The sequence below is a fragment of the Mucilaginibacter angelicae genome, from assembly GCF_042434235.1.
Lineage (GTDB): Bacteria > Bacteroidota > Bacteroidia > Sphingobacteriales > Sphingobacteriaceae > Mucilaginibacter > Mucilaginibacter angelicae.
On sequence record NZ_JBHLTS010000004.1, the window covers coordinates 22,752 to 37,017 of the forward strand.

General features: G+C 40.9%; 12 protein-coding genes. 10 read left to right on the forward strand and 2 right to left on the reverse strand.

Annotation, left to right across the window (positions count from 1 at the left end; all coding sequences use genetic code 11):
* Positions 1-138 precede the first annotated feature (138 nt).
* The 10 genes from spt (at position 139) to ACFFGT_RS00375 (ending at position 12,399) form a co-directional block, all read left to right on the forward strand.
* Positions 139-1,347, forward strand: a complete 1,209-nt coding sequence (spt, locus tag ACFFGT_RS00330) for a serine palmitoyltransferase (RefSeq protein WP_377020493.1) — start codon at positions 139-141, stop codon at positions 1,345-1,347.
* 103 nt (positions 1,348-1,450) lie between these two features.
* Entirely contained in the window at positions 1,451-2,569 is a 1,119-nt protein-coding gene (locus ACFFGT_RS00335) for a GNAT family N-acetyltransferase (protein ID WP_377020494.1), read from the forward strand.
* Positions 2,566-3,552 carry an NAD-dependent epimerase/dehydratase family protein gene (locus ACFFGT_RS00340; protein WP_377020495.1) on the forward strand — a complete coding sequence of 329 codons (987 nt, stop codon included), beginning with the start codon at positions 2,566-2,568 and terminating at the stop codon, positions 3,550-3,552. Before ACFFGT_RS00335 ends, ACFFGT_RS00340 begins: the two co-directional genes overlap by 4 nt.
* Positions 3,553-3,584: 32 nt before the next feature.
* Positions 3,585-4,907: an inositol-3-phosphate synthase gene (locus tag ACFFGT_RS00345; protein WP_377020496.1), complete on the forward strand. Its 1,323-nt coding sequence runs from the start codon at positions 3,585-3,587 to the stop codon at positions 4,905-4,907.
* A 605-nt stretch (positions 4,908-5,512) separates the two neighbouring features.
* Complete coding sequence (locus ACFFGT_RS00350; protein WP_377020497.1) at positions 5,513-8,077, forward strand: DUF5686 and carboxypeptidase-like regulatory domain-containing protein; 2,565 nt, start codon at positions 5,513-5,515, stop codon at positions 8,075-8,077.
* 27 nt (positions 8,078-8,104) lie between these two features.
* Positions 8,105-8,842: a CDP-alcohol phosphatidyltransferase family protein gene (locus tag ACFFGT_RS00355; RefSeq protein WP_377020498.1), complete on the forward strand. Its 738-nt coding sequence runs from the start codon at positions 8,105-8,107 to the stop codon at positions 8,840-8,842.
* A gap of 283 nt (positions 8,843-9,125) precedes the next feature.
* Entirely contained in the window at positions 9,126-9,749 is a 624-nt protein-coding gene (locus ACFFGT_RS00360; protein ID WP_377020499.1) for a sterol desaturase family protein, read from the forward strand.
* Position 9,750: 1 nt separating this feature from the next.
* Positions 9,751-10,686, forward strand: a complete 936-nt coding sequence (locus tag ACFFGT_RS00365) for a phosphatase PAP2 family protein (RefSeq protein ID WP_377020500.1) — start codon at positions 9,751-9,753, stop codon at positions 10,684-10,686.
* A 245-nt stretch (positions 10,687-10,931) separates the two neighbouring features.
* Positions 10,932-11,732, forward strand: coding sequence for a tetratricopeptide repeat protein (locus ACFFGT_RS00370; protein ID WP_377020501.1), 801 nt, complete (start codon positions 10,932-10,934; stop codon positions 11,730-11,732).
* Positions 11,733-11,841: 109 nt separating this feature from the next.
* Positions 11,842-12,399 (forward strand): CAP domain-containing protein, encoded by a 558-nt coding sequence (locus ACFFGT_RS00375; RefSeq protein WP_377020502.1) that lies wholly within the window; start codon positions 11,842-11,844, stop codon positions 12,397-12,399.
* Between the two features lie 195 nt (positions 12,400-12,594).
* Here ACFFGT_RS00375 and ACFFGT_RS00380 read toward each other — a convergent pair whose 3' ends face one another.
* Both ACFFGT_RS00380 and ACFFGT_RS00385 read right to left on the reverse strand, forming a co-directional pair.
* Entirely contained in the window at positions 12,595-12,843 is a 249-nt protein-coding gene (locus ACFFGT_RS00380) for a DUF1456 family protein (protein WP_377020503.1), read from the reverse strand.
* Between the two features lie 24 nt (positions 12,844-12,867).
* Positions 12,868-14,169: a DEAD/DEAH box helicase gene (locus ACFFGT_RS00385; RefSeq protein WP_377020504.1), complete on the reverse strand. Its 1,302-nt coding sequence runs from the start codon at positions 14,167-14,169 to the stop codon at positions 12,868-12,870.
* Between the last annotated feature and the right edge of the window lie 97 nt (positions 14,170-14,266).

Consider the following 14,266-nt stretch of genomic DNA (forward strand, 5'->3'; position numbering starts at 1 on the left):
GCCTTGTAAGAATTTGTGTGCTTCTTAAGTAGTATTGATACGTTAATAGGCATTATTTAAAAAAAATTTACACACACCGTATAAGTTATATGCTTATTCATGGTATTTTTACACAAAATTTAAGCAGAGTTAATATACATGGTTAAAAAACTACATGGGAAAATCGCTCAGTTTCAAGTAGCAAATATGCTGCGTGAACGGGGGTTATATCCTTATTTCAGGCCTATTGAGTCTGCACAAGACACTGAGGTAATTATTGACAACAAGCGGGTATTAATGTTTGGATCTAACTCATACTTAGGCCTTACCAATCATCCAAAAATCAAAGAAGCTTCAAAAAAAGCAATTGACAAATATGGTACAGGCTGTGCTGGTTCACGTTTTTTGAACGGTACGCTTGATATCCACATTGAGCTTGAAAACAGGCTGGCCAGCTATGTAGGCAAAGAGTCGACTGTTTTGTTCAGTACCGGTTACCAGGTAAACCTTGGTGTACTCTCGTGCATTACAGGCCGTAATGACTATATCATACTTGATGAGTATGACCATGCCTGTATCATTGACGGTAGCCGCCTGTCGTTTTCAAAAGTGATCAAGTACGCACACAACGATATGGCAGATCTTGAGCGCAAATTAAGCATACTTCCTGAAGATGCCGTGAAGATTATTGCCGTTGATGGCATTTTCAGCATGGAAGGCGATATTGTTAAATTACCTAAAATTGTTGAGCTTGCGGATACTTACGGTGCTAATATCATGGTTGATGATGCGCACAGCCTTGGTGTAATTGGCGATAAAGGTGCAGGTACAGCCTCACACTTTAACCTTACCAACGAGGTTGACCTCATCATGGGTACCTTCAGTAAATCATTAGCCTCGTTAGGTGGTTTCATAGCCAGCGATCAGGATACTATTGATTATATCAAACACCGTGCACGTTCATTGATGTTTAGCGCAAGCATGCCTCCGGGTTCTGTTGCCAGCGTAATTGCGGCATTGGACATTATTGAAACTGAGCCCGAGAGGATCGAGAAATTGTGGGATAATACCAATTATGCCATGAAGCTTTTACTGGAAGAAGGTTTTGACCTTGGCCCTACCGAAAGCCCTATTTTGCCGATCTACGTTCGTGATAACGAAAAAACTTTCGCGGTTACCAAGCACCTGCAAGCTTCCGGTGTATTTGTTAACCCGGTTGTATCCCCTGCCGTTCCTTCCGATTCGTCGTTGCTTCGTTTCTCATTAATGGCTACCCATACTTTTGAGCAAATTGACGAAGCTGTTGAAAAACTTGCAAAAGCCTTTAAAGAAGTTGGTGTAAACGCTTCTGTTAAAGAAAAAATATAATGAATAACCCTATTGTGCATTTAGCTGCTTTTTTATTAAAGTAAGCTAAATGCACATTTTTATTTAAAGCATACCAATTTGCTTTATTAATCATTTACCACACATGATTACAATTGTAACGGTTAAATCAAAAAAAGAACTGGCTTCGTTTATTGATTTTCCGCATGACCTGTACAAGGACGACCCCTACTATGTTCCCGAACTTTTTATTGCCCAAAGGGACCTGCTAACTAAACACCCCTTTCATAAGCACAACACCGTACAGCCTTTTTTAGCTTATGATGGCGATAAGATAGTTGGCCGGATAGCAGCCATCCTTAACAATGGCCATAATGAGTACAGCCACGTTAACGATGGCTTTTTTGGTTTTTTCGATTGCATAAATGATACAGCGGTTTCTGACCTCCTTTTTGAAACCGTTACCAAATGGCTTAAAGAAAAAGGTGTTACAGGCAAATTATTGGGGCCTACCAACTTTTCGACCAATGAACCCTGCGGGTTGTTAATAGAAGGTTTTGACAGTTCGCCCTTCCTGATGAACACCTATAACTTTGCTTATTATGCCAACCTGGTTGATCATTTTGGCTTTACCAAAGATGTTGACCTGATAGGATGGCATTGGGAAGGACAAGCTTATGACGATAAATCGGTACGTTTATTAAACGCCCTTGAAGAGCGGCTAAAGCGTAACGATATCATTATCCGTAAAATCAACCTTAAAAACTTTAAGGAAGAGGCCGTCAAGCTGCGCGAAGTTTATAACTCGGCATGGGACAAAAACACCGGTTTTGTACCTTTAACCAATGAGGAATACGATTACCTGGCTAAAGATCTTAAGTTAATCCTCGATCCTGATTTTGCCATCGTAGCCGAGCAGCGCGGTAAATTAGTTGCTTTTGGTCTGGCCCTGCCCGATTATAATGACATTTTCAAGAAAATAAAACGCGGCCGTTTATTGCCTACCGGTATTTTCAAATTGCTGTTTGGCAAAAAGAGCATCACCGGCATTCGCATTTACGCATTAGGCGTTATTGAAGATTACCGCAAAATGGGCATCGAAGCCTGCTTATACGGTACCATTATCAAGGAATATAAAGCTAAAGGCTACAAGCACGCAGAAGCCGGCTGGACACTGGAAAACAACGATATGATGAACCGTGCCATCGAGGCCATCAAAGGCGATCCTTATAAAAAATACAGGTTATATCAAAAAGCAATATGAGGGAACGGGTTTTAATAACCGGTGCAAGCGGATTTGTGGGATATCATCTGATTGAAGAAGCCTTACAAAACAACCTGGAGGTTTTTATAGCTGTTCGTAAAAGCAGTAAAATTGATCACCTGAAAAATTTGGAGATTCAATATATTTACCCAGAATTTAACAATAAGGAAACATTAAAGAAACAACTGGCAGAAATAAAGCCTGATTATATCATTCACGCAGCAGGTGTAACCAGTGCCCGCTCCGAAGCCGAATATAACCGTATAAACGCCACATATACTTTTAATCTTGCTTCGGCAGCCTATGAAGCCTGCCCTGACTTAAAAAAGTTTGTACTTATCGGCAGCCTGGCTTCGGTTGGGCCGCTTAATACGCTAACCGGTATTATAACCGAAGCAACCCCGCCCAAGCCTGTTACAGCGTACGGCCGGAGCAAGTTGCTTGCCGAAGAAAAACTAAAAACAGTAACCGGCTTAAATTATACCATACTAAGGCCCACTGCGGTTTACGGACCAAGGGATACAGGCATATTTATATTTTTTAAACAGGTAGTGAGGGGCATTGAACCGTATATAGGCAATACACCGCAAAAGTTAAGCTTTATATATGTCAAAGACCTGGCTAAAGCAAGTGTTAAGGCTTTGTATGGTGGTAATAACAAGACATTTAACCTGAGCGACGGCAATTTTTACGACCGTTATGAGTTGGGTAACATTACCAAAGAGGTATTGAAACTAAAAACCTTAAAGTTTCATCTGCCTGTAAATTTTGTAAAAATAATTGCTGCTGTGGCCGAAAAAATAAGTTCTTTGAGCAACAAGGCTGCGGTACTGAATATTGAAAAGCTTAATGAATTAACCGCCATTAACTGGAATTGTGATATTGAAGCAGCTAAATCCGACCTGGGTTTTTATCCTTTATACAATCTGCAAAACGGTATGGCCGAAACGCTAAAATGGTATAAAGCCAACAAATGGCTTTAGCCGCTTAATTTAAATAAATAATAGTTACATAAATGAAAATCAACATTACACCTGCTAAGGGTAAGCTTGGTATCCTGATCCCCGGATTGGGCGCTGTAGCAACTACCTTGATTGCCGGCGTAGAGGCCGTAAAAAAAGGCATCTCGCAGCCAATTGGCTCCCTCACTCAAATGGGCCACATACGTTTAGGAAAAAGGACCGAAAACCGTAACCCGAAAATTAAAGAATTTGTTCCTTTAGCTGATTTGAACGATATTGTTTTTGGCGGTTGGGATGTTTATGAAGATAACGTATTTGAAGCTGCTTCAAACGCGCAGGTGCTTGAACCAGGTTTATTACACGCTGTTAAAGCCGAATTGGAAGCTATAAAACCAATGAAAGCTGCGTTTGATAAAAACTACGCTAAAAACCTTGATGGTACCCACGTTAAAACCGGGACCAGGCTTGAGCTTGCCCAGCAGGTTATGGAAGATATCAAAAACTTTAAAGAAGCAAACGGTCTTGACAGGGTTGTATTGGTATGGTGCGGTTCTACCGAGATTTATTACGAAGCATCGGCTGTACACCAGTCATTAGCTGCTTTTGAAGAAGGTTTGAAAAACGATGATAAGCTGATAGCTCCAAGTATGATCTATGCTTACGCAGCTTTAAAATTAGGTGTTCCTTTCTCAAACGGTGCCCCTAACTTAACAGTTGATATCCCCGCGCTGATTGAACTGGCTAAATTAACTAAAACCCCTATTGCAGGTAAAGATTTTAAAACTGGTCAAACTTTAATGAAAACTGTATTGGCTCCAGGCCTGGCAGCACGTTCATTAGGTGTACATGGCTGGTTCTCAACCAACATTTTGGGTAACCGCGATGGCTGGGTTCTTGACGATCCGGATAACTTCAAAACTAAAGAAGTATCAAAACTGGGTGTATTGGAAGATATCTTCAAACCTGAAGATAACAAGGAGCTTTACGGTAACATTTACCACAAGATCCGTATCAACTACTACCCTCCTCACGGCGATAACAAAGAGAGCTGGGATAACATCGACATTTTTGGCTGGTTAGGCTATAAAATGCAGATCAAGATCAACTTCCTTTGCCGCGATTCGATCCTTGCTGCCCCTATCGCGCTCGATCTTGCTATCTTCAGTGACCTTGCAAAACGTGCAGGCATGAGCGGCATCCAGGAGTGGTTATCATTCTACCTGAAATCGCCTCAAACAGCAGCCGGTTTACACCCTGAAAATGATATCTTCAAACAGCTGATCAAATTGGAGAATACCCTTCGTTACTTAATGGGCGAAGATCTGATCACCCACCTTGGTTTGGATTATTATGACGATATGTTCGCGACCGAATAGTCGTTAAATTACTAAATACCGTCAAAACAGCCGTAAGCATTTGAACCCTGCTTCACGGCTGTTTTGTTTTTATGAGGTAAAAAAATCATAGCCGGGTAACATTATTTTAAAGCTATAGTCTTATTACCATTAAGTATAAAATTGTTAAATAATGTTATTTGTGCAGCCTGAAAGCCTTCCAGCCGAGGGTAAAAACCACCAATAACATCTAACTATCAACACATTGCGTAATTAGCAATATAGCAGAGTCAAAACAACCTGGATACTAACTACCTGTTAAAGCCGTTGTTTGGATTTACTTATAGCTGCAGCAATATGATGGCATAAATAGCTGTAACCAATATTTGACTTTTTGACCACATTAGTCTGTAGTGATTTTTTTTACCTTTGGCCTGTTAATTGTAAACTCTTAAGTAAGCATCTGCCGGGAGTGTACAAAGTAGGGTAAATGGGGAGAGGTTCGGCGGCAGAACAACAAAAAACATACAGGGGCAGGCATAATTAATCTGCCAAAAATATTTGAATAACTAATACATACCTCTTTATCCAATAATACAGTATTAAGCCGAAAAAAGACGTTTGTATTTGCACAATGCACAAAGTACATGGATTGTAAAAAAATTTATAAAAGCTTATTTTTCTTAATACTGTTCTTTTCTGCTTCGGCATTATATGCACAGCAAACGGTTATAACAGGTACCGTTACCGATGCCGGTAACAAGCAAACCCTGCCTTCCGTTAGTATTTCTTTTACCGGTACTACTACCGGTACCACTACCGACCTCAATGGCAAATATCGCCTGGCAACAAACAATCAGCAATATAAACAAATCAAAATTTCATTTTTAGGTTATAAGGATGCTTTTTTAGCTGTTGTTCCTGGTAAAGAACAGGTTATCAATGTAAGGTTATTCCCTGCTTCACAACAGCTTAACGAGGTTGTAGTAAAATCTGGTAAAAAACCAAAATACCGCAATAAAGAGAACCCTGCTGTTGAGCTGATCCGCAAGGTTATTGAAAACAAAGAAAAAAACCGTCCCGAAGCATACAACTATGTTGAGTACAAGGAGTATGATAAAATGATGTTTGCGCTGAGCAATGTATCAGCTCAATTTTCGGACAGGAAGTTTTTCCGCAAGTATAAGTTCATTTTAGATAACCGTGACAGTACATTGATACCGGGTAAATCACTGCTGCCTATTTATCTTGATGAAAAGCTGCAGCAGGTTTATTATCGTAAAAACCCTGAAAAAACCAGGGAAAATATAACAGGGCAAAAAAGTGTGAACTTTGGCCCGGGCATTGACAATGAAGGTCTTACCCAATACTTTAAACACCTATACAACAAGGTGGATATTTACACTAACAACGTATTCTTAATAACCAGCCAGTTCCTGAGCCCAATTTCTGATAACTCGCCTAATTATTATAAATACTTTATTGCTGATACCGTTCTTGACGAGCACAACAATAAGCTTGTAAAGCTTGATTTTACGCCACGTAATACAACCGATGTACTTTTTGAAGGAAGTATCTATATTACACTTGATGGTAATTACGCCGTGCAGAAGTGCGACCTGACCATCAATAAACATATTAACATCAACTTCATCAGGTCCATGACTGTGAACCTGGAGTTTCAACAAAACCCTGATGGCCGTTATCACCTGAGCAAAAGCACCACTATTGCCGACTTTGGTGCATCCAAAAAAGATGCAAAGAGTGGTTTGTTTGGTATACGGGCCATTACTTACAGTAATTATGTTGTTAATAAGCCCCGGCCTGATACAACCTACCAGGGATCTGAATATGCTGAATTAAGTGATGAGATTAAACATCGCCCTGAATCGTTCTGGCAGGAAAACAGGCCTGATACTTTAAGAACTGCCGAATCAAAGGTTTATAAAAACATTGATAGCCTGCGCAACATGCCTTCATTTAAGCGTACCGTTGATATTGCTACGCTGTTACTTGCCGGTTATAAAGGTTTTGGCAAGTTTGAATTAGGTCCCGCCAATACTTTTTACAGCTTTAACCCGGTTGAGGGCTTTCGTTTACGTGTGGGCGGTAGAACTACACCTGACTTAAGCAAGCGTTACTATTTTGAAACTTACGCGGCTTATGGTTTTAAAGACGAGCGTTGGAAGTACTTTTTAAGTGCAACCTACTCCCTCAATGATAAATCCATCTATCGTTTCCCGCAAAATTATATCAGGGCGAGCTTTCAGCGCGATACCAAGATCCCTGGTGCCAGCCTGCAGTTTGTACAGGAGGACAACTTCCTGTTATCATTTAAGCGTGGTGTGAACGATAAGTTCCTGTACAATGATTTTTACAGGTTTGATTATGTACACGAGCTGGAAAGCCATTTTTCATATGCTGCGGGTTTTAAAAAATGGACACAGGAACCAGCGGGGTCATTGTATTTTGACAACGTTATTAATGATTTGCCAAACTCTATCCATCATTTAACAACTACCGAGCTTACCACAAGCGTACGCTGGGCGCCTCATGAGCAGTTTTACCAGGGCAAAATTTACCGCATCCCTATCCCTAACAAATATCCTGCATTTGAGCTTGATTATGCACAGGGTATAAAAGGCTTTTTTAACGGCGAATACAATTATGAAAAACTTGATTTCCGTGCTGATAAACGCTTTTACTTTTCGCAGTTAGGTTATGCGGATATCAATGTTTCGGCAGGTAAAATTTTCGGTTCGGTACCGTACCCATTGTTAACTATACACAGGGCCAACCAAACTTATGCATATGATATCGACTCATATAACTTAATGAACTTTTTAGAGTTTGTGAGTGATAAATATGCAAGCTTCAGGATTGATCAGCACTTCAGCGGTTTTTTCTTCAACAAAATACCGTTGTTAAAGAAACTGAAATGGCGCGAAACAGCATCCGTAAAAGTATTATACGGAGGTTTATCTGATCAAAACAATCCGTCAATACATCCGTCATTATATCAATTACCAGTAGGTGCTGATGGTGTGCCAATTACTTATACATTAGGTAAAACACCTTATGTTGAAGGTAGTGTTGGTATCGAAAATATATTTAAATTTATACGCATAGATTTTGTAAGGCGCTTTACATACCTTGACCAGCCAAACGTTGCCCAATGGGGTTTGCGCACAAGGCTTAAATTTGACTTCTAATCATCGTACCTAAATAGCAGAGAGAAAATGGAACAGCAAACAACAACACTTAGAAGATCTTTCAGAACCAACCTCCAGTTAGGTATTTATAAGGTTATTGATCCATTTGTGAAGATCCTTATAAAAATAGGTTTAACCCCCAACGCCGTTACTACGATAGGTTTTGTGCTTAACGTAGGCGTAGCAGGGATATTTATTTTAGGTGCCGAAGAAGGTAACCGCGGCGACCTCAGTTATGTGGGCTGGGCCGGCGGTCTCATCCTTTTTGCAGGTTTATTTGATATGCTTGACGGACAGGTAGCCCGCTTAGGCAATATGAAATCAACCTTTGGCGCTTTGTACGATTCGGTACTTGACCGCTACAGCGAGTTGATCATGTTTTTGGGTATTTGTTATTACCTGGTGGCACATCATTACTTCCTGAGCTCGATAGCTGCCTTTATAGCGCTGATAGGCTCAATGATGGTTAGCTACGTACGTGCCCGCGCCGAAGGCTTAGGAGTTGAAATAAAAGGAGGTTTAATGCAAAGGCCCGAGCGTGTGGTAACTATTGGCTTATGTGCTGCCTTATCAGGCATAGTAGCCCAGTACATTGGCGGTAACTATAAATTGTTTGTCCCTGGTATCAAGTTTCATGTATTTGAAACCATATCGATATTTACAATTCCACTGGTAATACTTGCTGTGTTAACCAATATTACCGCGTTTAACCGGTTAAGAGAAGCTAAAAAAGCTTTAATGAAACTGGAAGAAGGGGAGGAATAATTTTCAGTTGGCGGTTTTCAGTTAGCAGTTGGCAGTTTTTGAGCGGCAACATTTGAAACTATTGCTAATAATGTTGATTCCGGACTTCCGACTTAGAACTTAAGGCTTACAACTACCGCCAAAATATCATATCTTCGTAACAATAAAATAAAGGCATTTACACTTAGCAATATCTTTGCTAAAATTACCTTTTGTTGGTTAAAGGCCAGCCATCTTTAATAAATTAAAATACACAATAACAGGCAGAGAGATCCTAAAAACGTTTTAAACCCTGATTATAACAATGAAAAAGAAATATATATCCAACTCGCAGGAATCTGTGCGAATGTTCAAAAGCGACTTTTTGGAAGGCTTATCAAAAGTACATTACACCGTTCCCCTGTATATTTTTGTACCTGTTATTTTATATTGCAGCTATAAATTTTTCGATTTAGGATTTGATGTATTAACTTATATCGGCCTGTTTATCTTTGGCCTTTTCATCTGGACCATCACCGAATACATTATGCACCGCTTTGTATTTCATTACCAGCCAAATGAAAAACTGGAATGGGCACAACGCCTGCATTTTATTATGCATGGTGTACACCACGATTACCCAAGCGATGCCAAACGTTTGGTATTACCTCCATCATTAAGCATTCCGCTGGCTACGGGCTTTTTCTTTTTGTTTAAATGGATTTTGCCTGTAAACTATATCTGGGGCTTTTTTCCGGGCTTTATATTAGGTTACCTGTTTTATGATATATCGCACTATGCCATGCACCACTTTAACTTTAAAAGCGGGCTGTTCAAAAGAATAAAACAACACCATATGCTGCACCACTACCAGGACCCTGAAAAGGGTTATGGTGTGAGTTCTCCTTTTTGGGATAAAATTTTCCGCTCAGATTTCTTAAAAAAATAGCATGACCGATGCCAACAATGGCGTCACGATAAATATCCGTTCGATAATTATTGTTTCGCTGCTTTCCATTGCTTACCTGGCGCTTTCTACCTTTTTAATAGGCTACAAACCCGATGAGTTAACGTTGGTAATCATTTTCAACGTACTGTTCTACGCATCGGCAATAACCCGCAAGTTTATATTGGGCTTCACTATTTTTATAGTGTACTGGATCATTTTTGATTACATGAAGGCCTTCCCTAATTACAACTACAACCCGGTACATATCGCCGAGCTTTATAATGCCGAAAAACATTTGTTTGGCATCCATTTTAACGGCAAGCTGCTTACACCAAATGAATACTGGCTGGCCAACAGTAATACTTTTATTGATGTGGTTTCAGGTTTATTTTACCTGTGCTGGATACCTGTACCGCTGGGCTTTGCCGCTTACCTGTTTTTCAAAAACAAAAAGCAGTTTCTCAATTTTTCGTTAACCTTTGTTTTGGTGAATATACTGGGCTTTATAGTTTATTACACCTACCCTGCCGCACCACCTTGGTTTGTTCAATATCATGGTTTTCATTTTATCCCTTTAACCATGGGTAATACAGCCGGGCTGGCAAGGTTTGATGCCTATTTTCATGCCGGGATCTTTAAAGGTATCTACACCAAAGGTTCAAACGTGTTTGCCGCTATGCCATCACTGCATTCTTCCTATCCCGTTATAGTGCTTTATTATGGCTTAAAAAACAGGCTGGGCCTTGCCAATATCTTCTTTGCTATTGTAACTGTGGGCATCTGGTTTACGGCTGTATATGCAAGTCATCATTATGTGCTTGACGTGCTGGCTGGCATCACTTGTGCGGCATTAGGCATTACATTATACAATGTACTGGTAAAGAAATTTGCCGGCTTACGATCAGCCTTAAATAAATACGAACGGGTGATCTCTTAAATGCCGCTGCAGCACAAAATCTTCTTTTGTATACAATTCTTCGGCATAAAGTTGATGCTGTGGAAAACGTATAAATAATTGTTGATTAATATTTTCAGGGATATCCTCCTGAAAAACAGCCTATATGGCCTAAAAACGAATAAAAAGCTACGCAACTTTGACAAAACCTTATTAAAGCGAGCCTAAACAGGCACGCTATTTGCCTAATTATAAGCGGATTATTGTATTTTCGAGTAATCTGTTATATGAAGAGACTTATTACCCTACTTTTTATTCTGACAGCCGTATTTAAATTATCAGCACACGCCGGTGACCTGGATAGTCTTAAGCAAAAATTACAGGTTACCAGCGACTCCTTAAAAGGCCCTATCTATACACAAATAGCAGCTTATTATTTAACATACGATACCGTATCCACCCGGCGTATGAGATACTATTTTCAAACCGAGGCCCTTAATTACACCATGCTTGCCTTGCATAGTTATTCAAACTATAACGATACTTTAGGCTTACGTACAAGCTTTAACGCGCTGGCGAAGGTTTACCGCTCGCAACATAAATTTAGCCAGGCCAAATGGTTCATTTTACAGTCAAACACCATATCAAGGCAAAGAAAGGACACGCTTAATATCATCAATTCGCTTATTGAGCTGGCAGCTATTAAAAGCGATATAAAGGATTATAAGCTAAGCAAGAAAGATCTGAACGATGCCCTTGCTTTATCGCTCAAAACCCACGACCCTAAAAAGGAATCAGTAGTACAGATAGGCTATGCAGAACTGTACCGGAAAATGAACGATTACGATAAGGCTGCCGAAGCCATTAAACGCCATGAATTTTTAGAGGATAGCCTCACCCATATTACCATAGATAGTATTGCCAAAGTAGCCGCAGCCGATTCCATCAAGATCAAAAAGCAGGATTCGGTAATAGCGAAAAAAAAAGTATATACCAGCAACTCCAAACGCAGGCCAATGCTAAGATCCGCCAGGCACATAACGTCATTGTCGGTCTCATCTCCACAACTCTTATTCTCGTCGTTATAGCCATTGTTATCATTTACAGGCGAAGAAAAACCGGCCGCTGGCGTTTAGCTATCAGGCGACCGAAACAATAATTTAAACCACAGGCGTTTAAAACTGTCAAAGCATTAAGATGAAAAAGTTGATAGTATTTTTTGTTGCTTTAATATGGCTTGGCAACGCTTACAGTCAGAGTAGCAAACAATTCAGGACCGAATTTTTAAACAGCATTAATGCTACCCGCCAAAAGGGCTGCAACTGCGGCAGCAAATATTTTCCACCAGCCCCTCCCCTCACCTGGAATAATGATTTGGAAGATGCAGCCGTAGGTCACGCTAAGGATATGGCCCGTCAAAATTATTTTAGTCATGATAGCAAGGATGGCCGCAGCATGGAAGACCGTATCGTTTACGCCGGTTATAAATTTAAAGGTTTCAAGAGTTTTGCCATAGGCGAAAACATAGCACAGGGACAGCAAAGCATTGCAGAAGTAATGGCCGGCTGGTTTAAAAGCGAAGGCCATTGCCGTAACCTCATGAACCCCGACTTTAAAGAAGTTGGCGTAGCTGAATATAAAACCTACTGGGTACAGGATTTTGGAGGCCGCACATCATTTTCGGCCCAGCAGCAAAGGCTGATTAAATCAGGAAAGTATAAGTTGATACAGGAAAAACCTGTAGAAGGGCATTGATATTGTCTGAACCTGGATAAAATCATGTCATTGCGAGGAGCAGCATGGGGTAAAGTAAGGGGCGACGCGGCAATCTCGTGGCCTATGCATAGCGGCTTTGCATATCCGATAGAATAGCTACGAGATTGCCACGCTGCGCTCGCAATGACATATTTTTTATTTCTTTCCGCCGTTTTTGGAGTTGTCTCCAATAACTTATTTCTCAGGCTCCGCCTTCGGTTTTGGTTCCCTTGGGCCGCGTTTGTAAATAATAAGGCCGTTCAAAAAGTTACGCAGGATCTGATCGCCGCAGGGTTTAAAGTTGGGGTGGTCATCAGCACGGAATATGGCGCCTATTTCGGCTTTGGTTATCCTGAAATTGACCAGCTCTAAAACCTTGATGATATCATCATCAGTAAATTTCATAGCCACCCGCAGCTTTTTCATGATATCGTTATTGCTCATTGTATATCTTTATTTTTAACAAAATTACCTCGAAATTTCCATCTTCACCTTTTTGCCTTTAATTTTTTCGGCTTTTACCTGCTTTACTACTGCTTCTATCTTGTCGCGTTTTATGGCAGCGTATGATGAGTAATCAAGCACTTCTATCAGGCCAAGGTCTTCCTTTGCAAGCCCGCCCTTTTTAAGCAGCAGGCCTACTATATCCACCTTGTTAACCTTATCCTTTTTCCCGGAGGCTATGTACAAAGTAACCCATGGCGATGCCGGTGGATGTATCAGCTTTTCTGGGAGTTCCTCAATCTCGGGCAGTTGTTTTAAATATGGAAGCTTTTCATCGGGCGTTAACATCAGGTATGAAGTGCCTTTAGCATTCATCCGGGCTGTGCGGCCGTTACGGTGTAAAAAGGCCTCTTCATTGTGCGGCAGTTGATAATGTACCACATATTCTATCTCCGGGATATCCAGCCCACGCGAAGCCAGATCGGTAGTGATCAGCAATCTGTGACTTCCGTTTCTGAATTTCAGCAAGGCACGTTCACGATCATCCTGTTCCATACCGCCGTGAAAAACATCATGCTCCAACCCTTTGTACCATAACAGCTCGCTGATCCGGTCGACCGCCTCACGGTGGTTGCAAAATACAAGGGTCGCCCTATTTCCTATTTTACAGATCAGGGCAAATAAGGCATCCAATTTATCGGCAGCTTCAGATATCACCGCTTTCTGTTTAATATCTGGTGCTGAAGTAACATTGCTCAAAAAATTCACTTCAACAGGTTTAGTAACACCTGTAAACTCCGGGATCTCCTCCATTTTAGTAGCCGATGTAAGGATCCGCTTTTTAACGGCAGGCAACTGCCTGATGATATAAGCCATATCCTCCTGGAAACCAAATTCAAGCGCTTTATCAAACTCATCGAGGATGAGCGTACGTACAGTATCGGTACTGAAATTCTCTTCACGCACGTGAAAAGCAATCCTCCCCGGTGTACCAACCAAAACTGCAGGTGGATGTGAAAGGTTGTTACGCTCAATTTTTACGGCATGACCCCCATAACAGCAATTGATCTTGAAGCCTGTCCCCATTGACTTCCAAACTTGTTCAATTTGCAAAGCAAGTTCACGCGATGGCACCAGGATCATCACCTGCACCGTATTAACACCCTCATCAAGCAGGTTAAGTAAAGGCAATAAAAAGCCAAGCGTTTTCCCCGAACCGGTAGGCGATAAAAGAATTACATCGCTCTTTTTAGCGGCACTAAGCGCGGCAAGCTGCATGGGGTTAAGGGCAGTTATGCCAAGGTTACTTAATGCCTGATCAATCATGATTTGTTTTTGTTGAGGCGCAAAGATACGGTAAAAATCCCTGGGACTAATCATCTGTGCATAACCGTGCAGGTTTAAGCGTCCACGCTTGAACCTT

Excerpts from the sequence above, each read along its gene's own strand:
- spt (WP_377020493.1), top strand. The coding sequence starts at position 139 with ATGGTTAAAAAACTACATGGGAAAATCGCTCAGTTTCAAGTAGCAAAT.
- ACFFGT_RS00335 (WP_377020494.1), top strand. The coding sequence starts at position 1,451 with ATGATTACAATTGTAACGGTTAAATCAAAAAAAGAACTGGCTTCGTTT.
- ACFFGT_RS00340 (WP_377020495.1), top strand. The coding sequence starts at position 2,566 with ATGAGGGAACGGGTTTTAATAACCGGTGCAAGCGGATTTGTGGGATAT.
- ACFFGT_RS00345 (WP_377020496.1), top strand. The coding sequence starts at position 3,585 with ATGAAAATCAACATTACACCTGCTAAGGGTAAGCTTGGTATCCTGATC.
- ACFFGT_RS00350 (WP_377020497.1), top strand. The coding sequence starts at position 5,513 with ATGGATTGTAAAAAAATTTATAAAAGCTTATTTTTCTTAATACTGTTC.
- ACFFGT_RS00355 (WP_377020498.1), top strand. The coding sequence starts at position 8,105 with ATGGAACAGCAAACAACAACACTTAGAAGATCTTTCAGAACCAACCTC.
- ACFFGT_RS00360 (WP_377020499.1), top strand. The coding sequence starts at position 9,126 with ATGAAAAAGAAATATATATCCAACTCGCAGGAATCTGTGCGAATGTTC.
- ACFFGT_RS00365 (WP_377020500.1), top strand. The coding sequence starts at position 9,751 with ATGACCGATGCCAACAATGGCGTCACGATAAATATCCGTTCGATAATT.
- ACFFGT_RS00370 (WP_377020501.1), top strand. The coding sequence starts at position 10,932 with ATGAAGAGACTTATTACCCTACTTTTTATTCTGACAGCCGTATTTAAA.
- ACFFGT_RS00375 (WP_377020502.1), top strand. The coding sequence starts at position 11,842 with ATGAAAAAGTTGATAGTATTTTTTGTTGCTTTAATATGGCTTGGCAAC.
- ACFFGT_RS00380 (WP_377020503.1), bottom strand. The coding sequence starts at position 12,843 with ATGAGCAATAACGATATCATGAAAAAGCTGCGGGTGGCTATGAAATTT.
- ACFFGT_RS00385 (WP_377020504.1), bottom strand. The coding sequence starts at position 14,169 with ATGATTGATCAGGCATTAAGTAACCTTGGCATAACTGCCCTTAACCCC.